We start from the raw sequence: 19,162 nt of genomic DNA on the forward strand, positions 1-19,162 counted from the left end.
CAAGACGGATCGATGATACGAAGGCCCAAAATTGGAATGTCCATTTTACCTCGTTCACGCGTTTTTCACAACGCCGCGAGGCTTTCTGAACATTGACGCAAGCCATTGTTTTCCAAATACTTACGACGGTCTTTTTGATGCCCTTGTCCCCTTCGGATTCCAGCCATGAGTTCCCCCAGCGACGACGCGATCCTGCAATCCATTCGGCTGTATCGCGAAGCCCTTCAGCAAACGCTGAATCTGTTCGTCGAATCGGGTGAAATCGCCGAAGGCAGCTACGGTTGGCTGGCCGGCGAGAATGCCTCCGCGTCCGTCGACAACCGCAACATGCCACAACAGATGGCCGACCTGCACGAAGGATTCGTGATGAAGGTTTTCGCAACGATGGTGCCCGCCAGCAGCGCTCGAAATTTGGAACAACGACAGCTCGGTCGCATCCTGCTGGAACACGTTTGGGGCGAAACCGTCCAAGGCAGCAAACTGCATGAAGCGATCGATTGGCTGATCACCACCGCCGAAGGTTTCTCCTGGTACGAAGTCACACGGCCGTTCCTGGAACTGCCTTCGCTTCGCGATCGATGGGGTGAAGTCATCACCGCCGCCACCCGCATGGCGCACTTGATCGCGATGGTCGACGGCGACGACAGCAGCGTCGAACGCTCGCGTTTGCAATCGATGCTCGACGGGCTCGAAAACGCGAAACAGGTCGCCAAGTCACCTACCAGCGTCACCGCGCCGACCTCGCCATCCGATTCACCGACGGTGGATCATCAAGCCGACCTGGACAACGCACGTGAAGCGATTTCGTGGTTGCGTTCAGAAGCCAAACGACTGCGGGAAGGAACCGGCCACGACGCCGCAAACAAGCCCACACCCACCCGCGCCGGCGGTGGATCCCCCGCATCCACCGAGCCAGCCAAACCGTCCACCAAAGAAACCGCTGAGCAAGACGATCGCACCCCGGAAGAACGCTTGGCCGAAGCGCGAGCCAAACTGGATCGCTTGATCGGACTGGACGCGATCAAGAATCAAATCCAAACGCTTGCAAACTTCCTGGCAATGGAACGCCACCGCGCCAAAGAAGGTTTGCCAACGACCAAACCCAGCCTGCATATGGCTTTTGTTGGAAACCCGGGAACCGGTAAAACCACCGTCGCACGAATCATCGCCGAAATCTACGGCGGACTGGGCGTGCTCGAAAAAGGCCACTTGGTCGAAACCGATCGCAGCGGCTTGGTTGCCGAGTACGCCGGCCAAACCGGTCCCAAAACAAATGCCAAAATCGATGAAGCACTCGATGGTGTTCTCTTCATCGACGAAGCCTACACGCTGATCGATGAAAGCGGCCAAGACCAGTACGGCCGCGAAGCGATCCAAACGCTGCTGAAACGAATGGAAGACCAACGCGATCGATTGGTCGTGATCTTGGCGGGCTATCCCAAAGAAATGACCAAGATGATCCGCAGCAACCCGGGACTGAGCTCTCGGGTCGGCACCACGATGCACTTCGACGATTACGATCCCGAGGCCCTGTGCCGGATCTTTGAACTGATTGCCGCGAAGGCTCAGTACGTCATTCCAACCGAAAGCCGACGACGACTACTGCGAGGCTTCACGCACCTCTACTTCAATCGCGATCGGCACTTCGGCAACGGCCGAACGTCTCGCAACTCGTTTGAACGCAGCGTCCGGAGACTGGCAAACCGCATCGCGGGTTCGACGGAAATCACGCGAGAATTGCTGACAACGCTTGAGCCATCTGACATCGAGATCCCAGATCTGACGGACGCGCAGCTCGATGCGATGACCGAACCAAGCGGGATGATCCGAGTCACCTGCCCACACTGCGACACGCCTCAGGTGATCGAAGACACCCTGATGGGCACAACGACCAACTGCAATTCCTGCAGCGAACCGATGGAAGTCCAATGGGGCAGCCCGGTGATCGACCTGAAAGCCCCCGCCGAATCAAACCCCGAGCAGGATAGCCCAAGCTAACGTCGAAACGGCTCTGCAAACCAACGGCCGCACCAACGACTCGCGTCGATCAAAGCAGCCATCCGCGACCGATCAGCCGCGAAGCGGGCGATACAGATCCAACTCTTCACGGCCCATCAACTGCGAATAGATGGCGGCAATCTGGCGTCGGCCTTCCCGCAACATCTCTTCCGCATCGTTGGTTTCCGGCTCTGTCAGCTCAAACCAATACTCATCCGCGGCGGGTTTGCTGAAGCCACGAGCACTCTCCGGCAACCCAGCCACAATCACACATTCGCATTGCTGCGATTCAGGTGCGTTGTCATCCGCTTCGCCAACGTTCTGATACTGCAACAGGTAATCAGGCGGGATCGAACCATCCAGCTCGTCATCGGCTTCCGCCTCTTCATCGGGCTCCTCGACAACGTCCACTGTTTCGACGGAAGTCACCATGACGTTTGGCCACACACGACCTCGCAGCAAGTCCGAACGGGTCACCGCGAGCAAGCCGTCTTGAATCCATTCGCCAATCGTCACCGGCAAAGCCGCGGGAATCTCGTCGCCACGCTGGGCCGCGATCGCGTTGAACGCTAAAGAAGACAAACTGCGATCGGGCAGCATGGGTGATGCAAGGTCCCAACATTCCGCCAATTCACGACCGTCCAACCAATGTCGGTCAAACCAATCGCGCCGGAAGGTCGGACCGATTCGGCGAACCATACCATCCGCGTCGGGACGGTCCGCCCACGCATCGGCGCCGCCGACCAAAGTCACATCGTACCCGAGGAAACGACCATACAAAGCCGCTTCAATCCCCAACTCCGTGGTGCCAATCACAACGATAGAACCAGGAGGATCAAGGGTGGAATCATTCATGAACACGTGCCGGTTCTCGGCAAAAACAAAGCGTTTCGAAAGCAAAAAGGACTCACATCCCGCCAACCAGCGGTCGCGTATCGTCGGGGCTGAGTCGCAAACTCGCAAGTGGCAATCCTCAACGTCCAATTCCGACGACTACGCGATCCCGGTGTCTTCCTCCATGTCGTCGACCGCCAAACGTCGATACAGCCGCGATTGGAGAAAACCATGATTGAGGAACTTGGTTCGATGAACTTTCCACTGGTCGGAGTCCAAGAACGGCTCCACCGCGACCAAAGATTTTGATGAAAGACCGGTTTGCCAGGCGAAGAAAACATGCATCACCCGGCTCCAAAACGCTGCTCTCTTCCGCCGCCATCCTGACGCGGGCATCACAAAATCAACGTGATAGAACCAACCTCGCCGTGCGACCCAATCCAACCATCGCGGTAAATGAAGTCGCAATTCCGCTTCGGTGAAACAGTCCAAGAAGAACGCCGCAACGACACAATCAAACGTTTTTCCGCCGGTATCCCAACGCGTTGCATCTGCGCAAACGAAGGTAACCTGAGCAGAGGCACCCATCTGGCTCACCCGCTCTCGCTGGAGCCGAATCATTTCCGGGCTTTGCTCGACACTGGTCACGTGCGTCTGCGGCTGCACCCGCAAGACTTCCGCCAACAAACGCCCATCACCATCGCCCAGGATCAACATTTGATGGACCGGAGGCAACTCAGGCAGCAGAGCCGTGCGAGCGAGTTGCAGGTCGTTGCGAAAGACCGGCTTTTCCAGCAACCAATACCACCGAGCCAATCGGTCATAACCTTGGGCTGAGTCGCTCAAACGACAGCCCAACAGATCATCGGCGATAACATCAACGACCAATCAGCCATCGGAACCAATCGTTCAAAACAAGGCAGTCGCACATCAGCCGACGATGCCAAACGACTCCATTCGATCAGAGCCCTCCCATTCCATCTCCAAAAACAAGTTGTCGCGAACAGGGCCATCGAACCGCCAATCAAGCAAACCACCACCAACCCAGGCAACCAACCGGTCATTCCAGTGATTCCGGCCACCACCGCCACGCTCCATATTGCCATCAGTTCACGACGAGGCTTTCCGGCTCGAGACGCATCGTAGTTCTGATCTGCGACCGATTCTCGCTCCGCCACCGCCCAGCAGTTCACCGTGAATAGCGTTGCCGAAGCGACGCAGGCCAATCCCAACGAAACACTGGGGGCCTCCGACCAAGCGATCAAACTCACGCCGGCCGCGAAGATTGCACCGACCTGAACTTCTTTCGCGAAAACATGTCTGACCGTGGCACGTCCCGGCCAGAAGTGAACGCCAGCACCATATGCCAAAACCAAGGCAGCAATGAGCAACCCGATCCGGATCACGGCCGCGTCCATCCAAAGCACCACGACGGAACTGGCGATTAACAAAACCACGATCCAAGCCGTCACCCAAATGGGCGCGAATTGGTGATGCATTCGATGCCGAACCAAGTGTGGTTTCGACAGATCCAATCGCGCCCCATCAAGCAACCGGTCGGCGACGTAAATCAACCAAACGACCGACGCCAAAACAAAGGATTCGTACCAGCGCGGCGCACGACCACAAAAAGAGAAAACAAAAACGAACTGCCAAAGCAACGCGACCAAGACCGCATCCAGCGACAGCACATTCAACCAACACGCAAGCGGCAATCGCTCAACCGGCGTTTCCGACTGCCGAACCGGCGTGGGTGCTGATTCAACCTGCGAGTTCGATTCAGGAGGCCGCACCTTGAACAATCCGGTTGGACAACGTGCCCACGCCACCGATGGTGATGTTCACAACGTCATCAGGAAGCAGCGTGAAATCGCTGGTGGGAACAATCCCGGTCCCGGTCATTAAAAATGCCCCGTCGGCCATCGTGTTGTCACGCCCCAACCACTGCACCAAATCTTCAAACTTCCGGGCCATCTCAGCCGCTGATGTGGCCTGATCGAAAACGACGTTTCCATCTCGGACAATCTTCAGATCCACGGTGATGGCATCGACCGAAGGCAGTTCATCCATCAATGTGATCCAAGGCCCCAACCCCGCACACTGGTCGTAACACTTCGCTTGAGGCAAATACAAAGGGTTCTCGCCCTCAATGTCTCGCGAACTCATGTCATTGCCGACCGTCAATCCGACGATTTTCAAAGAGGGACTGAGCACCAACGTGATCTCGGGCTCCGGCACATTCCACTTGGCATCGGTTCGAATGCGAAGCGGTTGATGGTGGCCGCTGACGCGCGAAGGCGTCGCCTTGAAAAAGATCTCCGGCCGATCGGCGTTGTACACCTGGTCGTAGCAGGAGGCGGCTGCTTCGGACTCTTCCATTCGAGCCGTTTGGCTGCGTTTGTAGGTCACACCTGCCGCCCAGACTTCTTGCTGATCGATCGGCGGCAACCACTGCGTCGAATCATTGATGGCGATGGGTTGGTCGCGTCCCAGCGAGTCTGCCGCGGCCAAGGGATTCTCTGCGGCAAGAATGGCCGACAAAGTCGGAAGCTCCGCTGTCATCTGCAACGGAACCAAACTGTCGTTTTCGACCAAAGCAACGCGAGTTTGGCCGGCTGAATCAATGCATTTGGTGATATTCATGTCGACAAGATAACCGCCCTCACGCCCCGTCAGAAGACCTCAGGGGGCAAAAGACATCCTTGCAGAAAAATCGACCAAGACCACTCAGCGGACGACCGCGACTTCGATTTCGAGCCCCGGGCCAAATCCAAGCATCAACCAAGGACCAGGAACGTTTCGCTGCTGGAATTTCTGCAGAACAAACCCGAGTGTGGCTGACGACATGTTGCCGTGTTCTCGCAACACTTCCCGCGAAACATCGAGAGCGCCCGAAGGCAATTCCAACGCGGTTTCAACCGACTGCAAAATCCGAACGCCGCCGGGATGCACCGCCCAACCACCGATCGAATCCAAATCCAATCCTGACTTGGCTAACCACGGCACGAGAAACTCACGAAGGTTCGTTTCGATGAAACCAGGCACGCTGGCTTCAAGCGTCATGATGAATCCGTTGTCGCCGATCCGCCAAGTCATGGCGTCATGACTGTCGCGAATCAAACACGAACCGACCGAGACGATTTCACCCAGCGGTGTATCGACACCTGATGCGGGGCAATCATCGCCGGCAACAATCAAACCCGCCGAACCATCGGCGAACAAAGATCCTGACACGATCCGCTGGGCATCGTATCCGTACTGATAGTGCAGACTGCAAAGTTCGATGCAAACGATCAACACCACCGCGTCGGAGTCGGCCGCGACCAAACCGCGTGCGGTCCGGAGCGCGTTGACTAAACCGTGACAGCCCATGAACCCGACTTGAATTCGCTGGGTCGTGATCGGCAAACCGAGCTTGTCAATCAATTGCACATCGATCCCCGGCGCGGTGAACCCGGTGCAAGTGACGGTGACCACGTGCGTGACATCGTCCGACGATATACCGCTGCCATCGAGCGCTCCCTGCCCGGCTCGGCACGCTAGTGCGGGTGCTTCCTCAGCAAAGCGTTCGTTGCGAGTGGCCATCGTCGGGCCACGATCGCAACCATCTTGCATGGGTGGATAAAAAGATTGAGTCAGCTCGCCTGCATCGCCTTTTTCAACCAACACACTTCCGCGAGTATCGACCCCGGTTCGACGATACAGCTTGGCCAATTTCACAGCCTGCGATTCGTCCTCGCATGACATGCTTTGGGCGCAGTGAGTTGAGAACGCAAGGTCGGCCTTGTGCGTTGGCTGAGCCGTCGCAATCGATAAGATCTGGGCAGTCATGAAGAGACGTGAGTCCGAAGAGAAGCGTCCGCGAAGCTCATTGCGGTGCGATGGATGGAGGACGTTGCGTCGAAACGCGGTCCGTTTGCGAGACTACGAGTGAAAGGAGTCGCCAACCAATGAGCACGTCGTAGACCATGACATGCTAACCAGCGAGCCGGACGATACCGAACCATCCCGGTGACCCAACGACATAAATGCCGACGGCGGGTTTGAAACTTCACTGCTCGACGATCCCAGTTTGCACCAAAATCGGCTTCACCGTTAGGCGTCATCTGCCCCAACCGATACAAAGCCCACAAATCAGCCACCACCAAACCGCTCTCAATCCCCCACGTCATTCCTTCGCCCGTCAGCGGTTCAACATAGCCTGCCGCATCCCCAATCGCGACAACACGGCCTCGGCCGCTCACCCTTCTTCGCCTCAGCGGTGGGGTGGTTTGCCAGCGTGCCGCTTCCGCAAACCAATGCTCCAGTTTTCGCGACTGTGACGAATCAAACAGCCCCGAATCCAATAACAATGCCAGCGTTTGCATTTGGATCGCCATCCTACCAACCCCCTCTCCAGAGGCACCCTTCTTGCCGGGATGAACAGCGGCAGCGATGTCAAGATTTCCGTTCGGAAGACAGACGATCCCGACATAGCCGTCATGCCCACAGTGCATTTGGATTTCACCAGATTCCAAAATCCAATCAATCTGATTTGCGTCATCGCGACTCATATGAGCGGATAAACCCATTGGGCCATTGGGCGTTTCAACCCACCGAAGATCCGCCACATCGCGTTGCCGAAAACGTCCGGTCAGCCCCGCCGCAACAACCATCAAGTCAAAAGCCTCTGGCGATCCCGTTCCGATGTCGATTGAAACGCTTTTGTCGGACTCCGCCACGATGGTGGCTTCGCATGGCTGCCGCACTTCCACACCGGCCTCGATCGCCAACGTCAAAAGATGCTGATCCAATTCCGCACGCGAAAGTGCGATGCCCTCACGAATTGGAATACGTACCGGGGGAACACGCGACGCTTTCTCGCCCACCATCTGTGTCACCGCTGAGCTAGCTTTCGTCACTTGAAAGTAGCCACGAAAGAACTTGGTCGGCAGCCCGAGATCGCGAACTGATTCGCCGGCACCGATTGCATCCAGCGCAGCCAATCCCGCAGCCCCCAAACAACACCCGCAAACTTTTTCGCGAGGAAAAACCGATCGCTCGAACAAGGTGACCTTGGCACCACGTTGCGCAAACCGAATTGCCGCAGCACAACCTGCCACGCCCGCACCAATGATTGCGACCTTGCCCAAGTCCCGAGTTTCAATCGAGGAACCTGATTCGGCGAGGCTCATCACGGAATGGCACCCGACAGAATTGGTGAAGGTGCCCCCACCCTTTCTGCCACGCAGGCTTGATCGATCGCTGCAAGGAATCGGCAGGGAAAAGAAATGCGGACGGGAATGTCGTATCCCATCGCTTGTCGAAGAAGCGACGAAAACTCAGGGCGACTGTACGCAGCTCGAACACTGGCCGTTGCATCGTGGTGAACGATGTCGCTGCGCGAGACCAACCGCGATGCGGCGGCGACCAAAGCAAGGTTCACCGATGATCGATCCAGGTCACAGATCAGCACCGAGCGTTCACTCACGCGCCACATTTCCTGGATCAACCGGACCGCTTGATAGTTTTCTAAATGGTGCATGAACAAGGAATTGGTCACGACATCAAATCCAGACGGCAATCCATCCACCAAGCAATCCCGCACGACAGTGCCCAAGGTCACGCCAGCAGCCTTGGCCGACTCCAAAGCAAAATCCATGGCGGTTTCACTGCGATCCAGCGAGGTGACCTCCATCTGGATGCCCTGTCGCTTGGCCCGGCACAACCAATCGATCGGCAGGTCCGCGCTGCCGCTGGCAACATCCAAAATGCGCAGAGGTCGACGCGGTTGCTGCGACGCCAATCGAACCAACCGAGGGTAAAACACACGCGAGACCAAACTGATTCGGTTCAACCGAGCCAATCCAGCCAAAGCCTGCCGATGTCGATCTGGATCCAAACCGGGATCGTCCATCCACTCATCACTGCGAATGCGTGCAAAGGTCATGATGGTGTGGCAACCACCTCATTGACCAACTCTTCATCGCGGCTGAACGCATCGATGCTTTGAAGCGTCGTTTCCGCAATGGTTTCCAGTGCTTCTCGTGTGAAGAAGGCTTGGTGAGAAGTGATCAAGACATTTGGAAATGTCATCAAACGCGAAAGCACGTCATCCTGCATGACCTGCTGTGACAGATCTTCAAAGAACACGCCTGATTCCTCTTCGTAGACATCCAAGGCAAACCCGCCCAACTGGCCGGACTTCAAACCTTCAATAGCCGCAGAAGTATCGACCAATCCACCTCGCGATGTGTTGACCAACATCGCACCGCGTTTCATTTTGCTCAGTCGTTCGGCATCGATCAAATGATATGTGTCCGGGGTCAGCGGGCACTGCAGAGAAACCAAATCAGACTCGGCCAGCAATCGATCCAGATCAACGTATTCGCCAAGCTTTTTGGCCTCGTCATTCGGATAAGGATCGTACATCAACACGCGGCAACCAAAACCGCCCACGATCCCAGCCAGCGTACGACCGATCGCACCGGTACCGATCACGCCAAACGTTCGGCCGTGCAAATCGAAACCCAAAAACCCATCGATCGAAAAGTTGTTCTCACGCACTCGGTTGTATGCTTTGTGAATCTTCCGATTCAAAGTCAAAATCAATCCGATCGTATGCTCCGCCACCGCATACGGCGAATAACGAGGAACTCGCACAACGCGAACACCAAACTTCGCGGCGGCGTCCAAGTCGACATTGTTGACGCCGGCGCATCGCATGGCGAGCAAGCCGATTCCAACCTCGCTGACTCGCTGGAGCACAGAAGCATCCAACGTGTCGTTGACGAAGGCACACACGGCATCGCATCCCTCCGCCAACACCACGGTCGACGCATCCAACCGGTGTTCCAGGAACACAAATTCATGCTCGAACTTTTCCGAAGCCGCTGACAAAAACTGCTCGTCGTAGGGCTTGGTGCTGAAGCAGGCGATCTTCATGAACCGCTCTCAATATTCAAAGTATCTCAATCAATCTAAATGGGTTTCGATGAGGACGAAAAACAGTCTGTCGTCGACTCATCACAATCCGGCCGCCGCCGCATCCGATCCGCCAACCACGTTCGTGTTCCCGCCACCAGGAGTTTGCTCCGACGTCGAGTCCACACCACGCCAACGAATGAACAGTGTCACCAAACTGGCCGCGATAACGACCAAACTGACCCACTGCGAGATCGACAACGAAGTGCCAAATTGACCCTTCTCGTCGACGCGAATCCACTCCAACACGATTCGAAGCACACCGTAGGCGATGAAGCCGACCAGCATCAGAACACCCGGCCGACGTCCTCCCGTGATAGCTCGCTCCGTCACGGCGTCATCCGTTTGCTTGGACGGCCGATGCAGGATTCGTTCCACAATCAGCAAAACAACAAACATGATGGCGGCGAACACGGAACTGATAATTTGCGTGCCCCAAACGGGATCCGCAATCGAGGGCAAATCACGCGGCGAAAATCTCGCCACAACTTCGTCATCTCTTAGCACGACAACGCCTGGTAAAGCTTCTTCCGCGGGCCGATCCAACGGCACTTGGTCCCGATAGGATGGATCCAGGGCGATCGTCAGCGTTTCGCCCTTCTTCACTCCCGCTTGGTTGGCCAACGAATCTGGACGCACCGAATCCACAACCATCTGCGATTGACCGGCGGGTGGCTCCTCGTCCGACACGACCGGATGCCCTTCGATGCCCAGCAATTCGCCCGACAACAACTGCTCAGCATGGACCTGTGAGCCCGCCGGAAATTGAACCGCCAATGGTCCCGCTTCGCACGCGCCACCGTAGCAGCATCCGTTCATCAAGCACCCCAATCGACCAAACAGCAACCCTACGAACACGCAAGGGATGATCACGTCTCCGATTCGCCAGATCGGCGTTTGATGTCGCTTCAACGCGATCAACGATGCAATGAACCCACCGATGAATCCGCCATAGACGACCAATCCGCCTTGGTTTAGCGCCGCCATTGCCATCAGGGTTTCACCCCAGGTCGGCCGCAGGAAATCTTCGTAGTACTGCGTGACGTAAAAAACACGAGCCCCCAAAAGCCCACCGATGAACGTCCAGGGCGCCAATTGCAGAATCGAGTCGGCTCCCAACCCGGCACGCTCGGCTCGCCAAGCCGCCAAGCCAACCGACGCAATCGCGGCCAGCATCAAGAACATTCCGTAGCCACGGACCGCGACACCGACCGGATCGCCCAAAGTGTTGACCAACTCGGTTCTCGGGACCACGACCACCAGAATCACCGCGGCCATCACGGCAAAGCCTGCGATCTGACGAATGGCGGTGGAAGCACCCAAACCACCGCGGCGGGATTCCCAGCCGACATAGGCCAAAACGGCAATCAACAAGAACAGCAACGCCCAACCAATCCCAAAAATGGGCCAGCCCGCGAATTCGTGAGGGATCAAAAACAGCGTCCGACGCATGGTTGCCTGTCGAGAGAGGGTCAGTCCGTCAAATGCGTGCGGAATTCGCACGGTTCTCGCCACTTCCAAATTCCGGTGGCACTTGCCTTTATCGTCGCATCGTTCGGCCTGAAACGATAGGCGAATTGGCTCGTGACAACTGTTCCAACCGGTCCAGACCGACCGAAGTGCCGCGGGGAAATGGCGAAATCACGGGAACTTGGGTATTTTCTTTTGGTTGAACTATACTGACGGCCAAACCTAGAAGGCGAGTTTGTTATCCTTGCCACGCGAGCGGATCGTCTCGCCCAAACCGGGACCTGTGTCCCGCTCCAATTGCATCCTGATTCTCCGAAATTGATCGAGGTTCCCGTCCATGCCCAAGGCTCTTTGTCTAGTTAGCCTTGTGGCGTCCATCTTGCTGTTGGTGCTATTTGGAGCCGATTTGCTGTTGGGCGTGGCTGGAATGAGCGACATGGCTCCGCTCGGATCCGCCAGCATGCTGATGAACCTCGGTTTCGTCATTTTCTCTGGTTTGCTGGCCTTCCTCAGCTTCACCACCTACCGCGAACAGCGGTAGCGAAGCCCCCTCGGCGACGTCTTTTGTCCGCCGATTTCGTCCGAGTCGTTCTAGGAAACGCTCGTGGCTAAGGCATTAGTCTCGCGGCTGGCTCCGCGATTAACGTAGCCCGCGTTGTTGCAGCCCCGTGTTGCTGCACGCTCGAGTCTTCGCTGACCCGAGCGATCACGCCACGGTGGCGACCGCCAATCAACTAAACTGCTGGGCCGGTTCGTTGGCTTGGGCCCTCGCATCGCCTCGGCTCATCGCGCCGCCCATCTCCCGCCTCAGCTCCCTCCCCCACCCTCCCCACCGGAGTCGCTCCGATGCCACGCTTCAATCCGCTCCCCCGCCGCCAATTCCTCGCAACCAATCTCGCCGCCGGATCCGCCTTGCTTGCGAGTTCCTCCTCGCTGCCTTTCGCGAAGGAAACCGCGAGCGAAACCGGTCCGCTAGAAACCTTTGTTCCGGCGCGAACGATCACTCACGGGCCCAAATTTCACTGGTTTGGCTACTACGACAAACAAGAATTCGATCCCACCGGCCGCTTCGTGCTGTCCAACGAAGTCGACTTTGAAGGCCGCAGCCCCAACGCCGAGGATCGCATTGGAGTTGGATACGTGGACACCGCCAACGACAATCAATGGATCCCGTTGGGCACCAGTCAGGCTTGGGGGTGGCAACAAGGATGCATGCTGCAGTTCGTCGGCCAAGACGGCAAACGCGTTCTTTGGAACGACCAAGATGGCGATCGGTTTGTGTGCCGCATCCGTGACCTGACGTCGGGCCAGACGAAAACGATTGATCGACCGATCTACACGATCAGCCAAGACGGACGGACTGGTTTGTCCGCTGATTTCCGGCGGATCAACAACCTTCGACCTGGCTACGGTTATTCCGGACTTGCTGATCCGCACGTTGACGAGCGAGCCCCGGAGGCATCCGGCGTTTGGCGAGTGGACCTGCAAACCGGCCGCAGCGAACTGATTTTGTCCCTGGCCCAGGTCGCTCAATTGCCTTGGCCCGATGGCGACAAACATGCCGACGCGTGGCACTATTTCAATCACCTTCTGATCAACCCATCCGGCACCCGCTTCATTGTGCTGCACCGGTATCGTCCTGAATTCGATCCGTCGACACTGCAGTACAAAGGCGGTTTTGTCACGCGTATGTTGACCGCCAACATGGACGGCTCGGATCTGCATGTGCTCGATCCATCCGGCTACACATCGCACTTCATTTGGAAAGGCGACGATGCCGTGACCATGTGGACCCGGCCCGCCGGCAAACCCAATGGTTTCTATGTCTTTGACGATCAAACCGATGCTGTTCGTCCGGTTGGCGCCGGCAAGATGCCAACCAACGGGCACAACACTTACCTGGCGGGCGACTACGGGGATTGGATTCTCAACGATACCTACCCGAGCAAGTCCCGACGTCAAACGGTTTACCTGTATCACGCTCCCAGCGACCGACGATTTGATCTTGGGCATTTCCCATCGCCCAAACGCTACACCGGCGAATGGCGTTGCGACACGCACCCACGATGCAGCCCTGATGGACGTACAGTTGCGATCGACAGCCCGCACGCGGTTGACCAGAACGAAGGCGGACGCCAAGTTCACTTGCTGGACATCGGCGAATTGCTGGATGCCAACTCGTGACACCACTTCCCTGGTCTTGATCGCCCCTGGTTTTTGAAATGACGACTCCCGTCGAACCCGACGCCCTGATCGCCTCTCTTCGCGAACGAATCGGCCAACACCCGGATCCTGAAACCGGACGGCCAATCGAAAGCACCGGGCAATTGGGCGAAATCACGCTGGATGGCGACACGATCAAACTGTCTGTGGGAATCACGTCCCACTGCCAACCCATCGCCGACGAGATCGCGGACACGATTCGCGATCTGGCTTTGACGGTGGCACCGGGAAAAACCATCCAGGTGCAAACACCTGTTCATGCTCGCCCACCAGCTCGACTGGGTCAGGTTGGCTTGAAAGCCAAAAGCGTGATCCTGGTCGGCAGCGGCAAAGGTGGCGTTGGCAAGAGCACCGTGGCAACGTCTTTGGCACTGACACTTCGCCGATTGGGTGCGACTGTCGGCCTCATGGACGCCGATGTTTACGGCCCCAGCGTCCCGCATTTACTGGGATTGTCCGGTCGTCCCGCGATCTCCGAAGACAAAAAAATTGAACCGATTCGCCTCGGCCCCAATGGCGAATCAGGAGTCCCACCCGAAACCGAAGGCGCAATGCCCGTCATGTCGATGGGATTCCTGCTGGAACCGGACCAAGCCGTGATTTGGCGTGGTCCGATGCTGCACGGTTCGATCCAACAATTCCTACGTGACACGTCCTGGGGCGAACTGGATTACTTGGTCATTGACATGCCACCGGGCACCGGCGACATCGCATTGACGCTGTCGCAAGCGATCCCAATCACGGGTGCTGTCGTGGTTTGCACCCCACAGGAAGTCGCCCTGCTGGACGCGGTCAAAGCCATCAGCATGTTCCGCAAAGTCAACATTCCGATCGCGGGCATGGTGGAAAACATGAGCGGATTCACTTGCCCGGATTGTGGCAAGACCTACGACATCTTCGGTCGTGGTGGTGCTCGCGACAAAGCCGAAGAACTCACCGTTCCTTATCTAGGTGGATTGCCCATCGACATCACACTTCGTGAAGCCGGTGACGCGGGCAAATTGGCCGAGGTTCTCGCGAACGATCATCGCGCCCGCGCACCGTTTGACCAAGTCGCTCGTTCATTGGTTCGCAATCTGGCCGCGAAAGCCGCTTCGGCACCGCCTAAAGCTTCGCTGCCGACGCTGTAGTCCAACGGGCTGATTGAACTCGACCACCTTTTTCCATTCCCCACCGAGTCCTCGATGTCTTCTTCATCACGTCCCGTTGCTTTGGTCACTGGCGCCGCCACTGGTGTGGGGCGAGCCTGCGCAATCGGACTGGCCCGGCAAGGTCACGATGTCATCGTCAACTATTCACGCAGTGAAGCAGAGGCCAAACAAACAGCCGCCGACGTGGAAGCCCTCGGCGCGAAATCCATGTTGGTCCGATGTGATGTGTCGATCGATGAAGATGTCCGCGCGATGATCCATCAGATTGGCGAAACCTTTGGACGGCTGGATTGCCTGATCAACAACGCGGCTACCACCGAGTTCATTGAACATTCTGAACTCGAAACGCTCACCGAACCGATGTGGGACCGCATCCTCGGCGTGAATTTGAAAGGTCCCTTCTTTGTCACACGAGCCGCCGCCGAATTGCTTCGCGAGGGCGAAGGTGGCTCCGTCGTCAACGTGAGTTCCGTTGCGGGAATCACCGGTTCGGGTTCGTCGATTGCGTACTGTGCCAGCAAAGGTGGATTGAACACGCTCACCAAATCGCTGGCCCGTGCTCTCGCCCCCAAAATTCGCGTCAACGCCGTCTGCCCCGGCCCAATCGACAGCCGTTGGATTCGACAGGGCAATCCGAACTGGGATCTTGAGGAAATGGTCGCGGATTACCCGATTCCCAAGGCATCTCAGCCAGAAGATATCGCCGACGCGGTGCTGTTTTTTGCGACGGGAACCAGCATGACAACCGGCCAGCTTCTCCCCGTCGATGGCGGCCAAACGTTAGGTTAGTGCCTGTTCACCAAAAACCTGAGGCGGCCTCTCGTTCAGTGAACCGTTGGAGGTGATGCGATTTGGCGACCAAGTCCGCGCATTCCAGCGTCTTGGCGGTCAAACGAATACTGAAGAAAGGTGGAACCATGCATCCGTACGTCGCAGAGTTTGTTGGGACGATGTTCCTGATCTTGTTTGGCAATGGAGTGGTCGCGAACGTCGTTCTGCCAAAGACCAACGGGAACAATGGTGGCTGGATCGTGATCGCCGCGGGATGGGGCATCGCCGTTTTCATCGGAGCGTTCTGTGCCAGCGAATTCAGTGGGGCACATCTGAATCCTGCCGTCACCTTCGCGATGTACTGGGCGGACACAGAATTCGGTCTGCTGGACAGTGGCGGGTACATCGGCGCTCAAATGTTGGGTGCAATGGCTGGGGCAGCGTTGGTCTACGTCTTTTACCGCGAACATTTTCGAGAAGCGTCGGACGACCCGGATGGCATGTTGGCCTGTTTCAGCACAGCACCTAGCATTCGCAAACTTCCGCAAGCGTTTGTCTGTGAAATGATTGGCACGTTCGCATTGATCCTGCCTATCTTCTTGATGGTTGCCCCCGGTTTCAGCTCTGGACCGGAACCGGTCGACACTGACCCCGTGCTCGGACTGGGCTCGATCGGGTTGCTACCCGTCGGTTTGCTTGTCTTCGGCATCGGTTTGTCGCTGGGAGGAACAACCGGCTACGCGATCAACCCGGCCCGAGACCTCGGCCCGCGATTGATTCATGCCTTGCTACCAATCAAAGGGAAACAAGGAAGCGATTGGTCCTATGCCTGGGTACCCGTGCTTGGTCCGCTCACCGGTGCCGCCCTGGCCGTTGTCGTCAACTCGTTTTTGTAGACCACCGCGAGCCAATCGTCGCGGCAATGTTGGTATCGCCATCAGGACCGTGACCGGTCCTCGCGTTCGATCTTTTCTTGCAACTGATCCGCACGCAAATGCCGGCGTTGAACCAACTCGCTCACATCCATTTCGTGGGTGTAGTTGGCCACCATGCTGACCAATTGAATGTGATCGATGGGCTTGGACAGATAGTCGTCGCACCCGCCGTTGAGGCACCGATCACGGTCACCTTTCATCGCGTCAGCGGTGAGGGCAATGATTGGCCAATCAATCCCAGCCGATCGCAACAACGCGGTCGCTTGCAGCCCATCAACGACGGGCATCTGCATGTCCATCACGATCAAATCGTATGGATGCCCCGAGTCACGAGCCTGGATGGCAGCATCCACGCCTTGCTGGCCGTCTTCTGCCGTATCAACTTTCGCTCCCGCTTTTTCGAGGAAGTGCTGACTGATGTGACGGACATCTCTGCGATCATCAACCACCAAAACACGGCAGTCCAACTTTGGAATTTCCGCTAGCAACTCTTCCGGCCGCGATGGTTGTTTGACCAAGTCGGGTGTCACCAACTCGATGCCTTCGACCGAATGAACGGGCAACCGGACAAAAAATGTCGACCCCTCGCCGAGTTCGCTTTCCAGCGACATCTCGCCGTCCATCATCTCGATCAAACGCTGGCTGATGGCCAGCCCCAAACCACTGCCGCCGTATTTTCGGGTCACGGAAGCGTCGCCCTGCGAAAACGGTTTAAACAACCGATCCTGCTGTTCTTTGCTGATCCCGATTCCGGTGTCGACAATCGAGAACTCGACGACCGGAGGATCGGCACCTTTCATAAAACGAACTTTCAATCTCACGCTGCCTTCGTCGGTGAACTTGATCGCGTTGCCAATCAAGTTGATCAACACCTGCCGCAGGCGAGTTGGATCAGTTTCGATCGACTGTGGCACGCGGCCCTCGAACTCGACTTGAAAGTCGACGTTTTTCTCGTCCGCTCGGACCTGCATCAAAGACTGGATATCGCCCACCAACCGGGGCAATGGAACCGACTCTGCGTCCACGCTGAGCTTGCCCGCCTCGATGCGAGACAAGTCGAGTATGTCATTGATCAATGACAACAAGTGCTCGCCGTTGCGTTTGATGATCATCACGCAATTGCGATTGTCGGGATCTTCCAAATGGCCGAGCAAGACGTCCGCGTAGCCGAGGATTGCCGCCATGGGAGTCCGAATTTCGTGGCTCATGTTGGCCAAGAACTCACTTTTGGATTGATTGGCCGCCAACGCGATTTGCTCACTGCGTTGCAAGCGTTCCTCTTGGCGTTTGCGTTCGGTCACATCCGCAACCGTGCCATCGAAACTGGTCAGCACCGCTTTCCCGCGGCGGCGACTGGCTCGAGCGATCCCCTTGCTCGATACCCAGCGGATAGACCCGTCCCGGTGAACGACCCGGTATTCAACCGAATAGGGCGATGGGTCCAACGGTGACATCGATGCTCGCACGGCTTGTCGAACCCTCGCTCGATCATCCGGGTGAATTCGTTTCAAAGAATCCTCAAACGTCATCTCTTCCTGTTCGACACCGTGAATTCGGCGGTACCGTTCATCGGTTTGCAGGGTGTTCGTCTCGGGGTCGATGTTCCATGCTCCCATCTCTGCCGCATCCAATGCCAACTGAACTCGTTCTCGAGTCGCGTTCAACATCAACGCATCCCGTTCCGCCTTGCGGCGATTGCGTTCCAACAGATACAGCACGCTGCCGACGAGAATCAGACCAATCAAAGTGGATGACACCGAGGTTACGATCCCGCTGCGATAGGCTCGCGTCGCCATCGCTTCGCGAACAACCAACAGGTCCTCTTCAATCTTCCGCATCGAGATGGCCAGATCGTCGATTTTCCCCATCAAGTTCTGGTCCAAATTCTGGATCACGGCGGCGCGAGCGGCCTCGGGACCTTCTTCAGCTCGAATATCCAACACGGCATTGAGATGCTTGATTCGTTCTTCGACGTTCTCTCGAAGATAGTTGAACTTGGCTCGCTGGACCGCATGGTCTTGAGTCAGCTTCTCGAATTGATCGAGGCTCTCCCTGGTGCGTTTGACGGCTTCCTTGAAAGGCTCCAAATGCCGCTGATCGTCCGTGATCAAGTAGTCCCGTTGCCCACGTTCGGCATCCATCACGGCACCCTCAATCTCAGCCAAAGAAGCCAAGACCTTCAGCGTCAAACCGACCTTCAGTCGCGTTTCCTGCAGTTCACGAATGTTATGAAATGCGATCACCCCACTGATGATCAACACGATCATCACCACGGCCACCGCGAGCGGGTTGACCAAACTGCGAGTCAGGCTTCGTTGATTTTCGGTCGTTGCGGTCGAATTCACCCGTGCTTCCATCCTCGCGTGAAAGAGCGCTTCGAAATGGGCGGCGTCACCGAGACGGGCCACGATGCGTCGATGTCACCGACTGTTTGCCACTTCAATGCGGAGACAAGGGACACAGCTTACCGGCGGAAGCTAAAAAACTCTTCCGCTCCCCATCCAGTGGAACTTACTTAGATTGTCTTCCTTGTCAGAAAGGAATTGAAATCCATCCTCGCAGTTTGGTCAATTCCGCTGACCCATTGCATCGAATGGACAATGGACCGCTTCGAAAACCACGAGTCCTTTTGAGTGTATCCTCTCAAGCTGATCGTCAAGCCGTCATTCGCGAAAGCATTGATGAACCGCCATAAGCATGTACACCTTCCCGGCACAGCCGACCGCGACACCTGGAGAGCTCTCGTGTCGATCGAGCCGGTTTTTGTTGCTATCAAAGCAGACATCCTGCGCCCCGATCCACGAAAGAACTCGCCTG

16 protein-coding genes are annotated in these 19,162 nt (G+C 56.8%); 6 read left to right on the forward strand and 10 right to left on the reverse strand.

Going from position 1 to position 19,162, the window contains the following annotated elements:
- Window positions 1–165: 165 nt before the first annotated feature.
- On the forward strand, window positions 166–1,998 hold the full coding sequence (locus RB_RS18095) for an AAA family ATPase (protein WP_011122032.1): 1,833 nt from the start codon (window positions 166–168) through the stop codon (window positions 1,996–1,998).
- Between the two features lie 72 nt (window positions 1,999–2,070).
- Here the strand turns inward: RB_RS18095 and RB_RS18100 are convergent, their stop codons facing one another.
- The 9 genes from RB_RS18100 to RB_RS18140 all read right to left on the reverse strand — a co-directional run bounded on the left by RB_RS18100 (window position 2,071) and on the right by RB_RS18140 (window position 11,310).
- Window positions 2,071–2,919 carry a hypothetical protein gene (locus RB_RS18100; protein WP_164922931.1) on the reverse strand — a complete coding sequence of 283 codons (849 nt, stop codon included), beginning with the start codon at window positions 2,917–2,919 and terminating at the stop codon, window positions 2,071–2,073.
- 72 nt (window positions 2,920–2,991) lie between these two features.
- The gene (locus tag RB_RS18105; RefSeq protein ID WP_164922185.1) at window positions 2,992–3,678 is read right to left on the reverse strand and encodes a class I SAM-dependent methyltransferase; all 687 of its coding nucleotides are present in this window, start codon (window positions 3,676–3,678) and stop codon (window positions 2,992–2,994) included.
- Entirely contained in the window at window positions 3,675–4,625 is a 951-nt protein-coding gene (locus tag RB_RS18110) for a hypothetical protein (protein WP_164922186.1), read from the reverse strand. Before RB_RS18110 ends, RB_RS18105 begins: the two co-directional genes overlap by 4 nt.
- On the reverse strand, window positions 4,612–5,475 hold the full coding sequence (locus RB_RS18115) for a fumarylacetoacetate hydrolase family protein (protein WP_011122036.1): 864 nt from the start codon (window positions 5,473–5,475) through the stop codon (window positions 4,612–4,614). Before RB_RS18115 ends, RB_RS18110 begins: the two co-directional genes overlap by 14 nt.
- 84 nt (window positions 5,476–5,559) lie before the next feature.
- A complete protein-coding gene (locus RB_RS18120; protein WP_011122037.1) occupies window positions 5,560–6,663 on the reverse strand; it encodes a type III polyketide synthase in 1,104 nt (367 codons plus the stop codon).
- Entirely contained in the window at window positions 6,660–8,006 is a 1,347-nt protein-coding gene (locus RB_RS18125) for an NAD(P)/FAD-dependent oxidoreductase (protein WP_164922187.1), read from the reverse strand. Before RB_RS18125 ends, RB_RS18120 begins: the two co-directional genes overlap by 4 nt.
- Window positions 8,006–8,761, reverse strand: a complete 756-nt coding sequence (locus RB_RS18130; RefSeq protein ID WP_007339994.1) for a class I SAM-dependent methyltransferase — start codon at window positions 8,759–8,761, stop codon at window positions 8,006–8,008. The genes RB_RS18125 and RB_RS18130 overlap by 1 nt, the downstream gene beginning before the upstream one ends.
- The gene (locus RB_RS18135; protein WP_011122039.1) at window positions 8,758–9,756 is read right to left on the reverse strand and encodes a 2-hydroxyacid dehydrogenase; all 999 of its coding nucleotides are present in this window, start codon (window positions 9,754–9,756) and stop codon (window positions 8,758–8,760) included. The genes RB_RS18130 and RB_RS18135 overlap by 4 nt, the downstream gene beginning before the upstream one ends.
- Window positions 9,757–9,837: 81 nt before the next feature.
- Entirely contained in the window at window positions 9,838–11,310 is a 1,473-nt protein-coding gene (locus RB_RS18140) for a prolipoprotein diacylglyceryl transferase (protein WP_007324631.1), read from the reverse strand.
- Between the two features lie 292 nt (window positions 11,311–11,602).
- On the opposite strand from RB_RS18140, the gene RB_RS18145 reads away from it, so the two are divergent.
- From RB_RS18145 to RB_RS18165, 5 genes are all read left to right on the forward strand, one after another.
- The gene (locus tag RB_RS18145) at window positions 11,603–11,806 is read left to right on the forward strand and encodes a hypothetical protein (RefSeq protein ID WP_011122042.1); all 204 of its coding nucleotides are present in this window, start codon (window positions 11,603–11,605) and stop codon (window positions 11,804–11,806) included.
- Between the two features lie 305 nt (window positions 11,807–12,111).
- Window positions 12,112–13,449: a hypothetical protein gene (locus tag RB_RS18150; RefSeq protein WP_011122044.1), complete on the forward strand. Its 1,338-nt coding sequence runs from the start codon at window positions 12,112–12,114 to the stop codon at window positions 13,447–13,449.
- Between the two features lie 38 nt (window positions 13,450–13,487).
- Window positions 13,488–14,618: an Mrp/NBP35 family ATP-binding protein gene (locus RB_RS18155; RefSeq protein WP_011122045.1), complete on the forward strand. Its 1,131-nt coding sequence runs from the start codon at window positions 13,488–13,490 to the stop codon at window positions 14,616–14,618.
- Between the two features lie 54 nt (window positions 14,619–14,672).
- Window positions 14,673–15,428: an SDR family NAD(P)-dependent oxidoreductase gene (locus tag RB_RS18160; protein WP_011122046.1), complete on the forward strand. Its 756-nt coding sequence runs from the start codon at window positions 14,673–14,675 to the stop codon at window positions 15,426–15,428.
- 62 nt (window positions 15,429–15,490) lie between these two features.
- The gene (locus RB_RS18165; RefSeq protein ID WP_011122047.1) at window positions 15,491–16,306 is read left to right on the forward strand and encodes an MIP/aquaporin family protein; all 816 of its coding nucleotides are present in this window, start codon (window positions 15,491–15,493) and stop codon (window positions 16,304–16,306) included.
- Window positions 16,307–16,347: 41 nt separating this feature from the next.
- On the opposite strand, the gene RB_RS18170 is transcribed toward RB_RS18165, so the two are convergent.
- Window positions 16,348–18,702 carry a CHASE3 domain-containing protein gene (locus tag RB_RS18170; RefSeq protein WP_164922188.1) on the reverse strand — a complete coding sequence of 785 codons (2,355 nt, stop codon included), beginning with the start codon at window positions 18,700–18,702 and terminating at the stop codon, window positions 16,348–16,350.
- Window positions 18,703–19,162: the final 460 nt, after the last annotated feature.

The organism is Rhodopirellula baltica SH 1 (genome assembly GCF_000196115.1).
Classification (GTDB): Bacteria; Planctomycetota; Planctomycetia; order Pirellulales; family Pirellulaceae; genus Rhodopirellula; species Rhodopirellula baltica.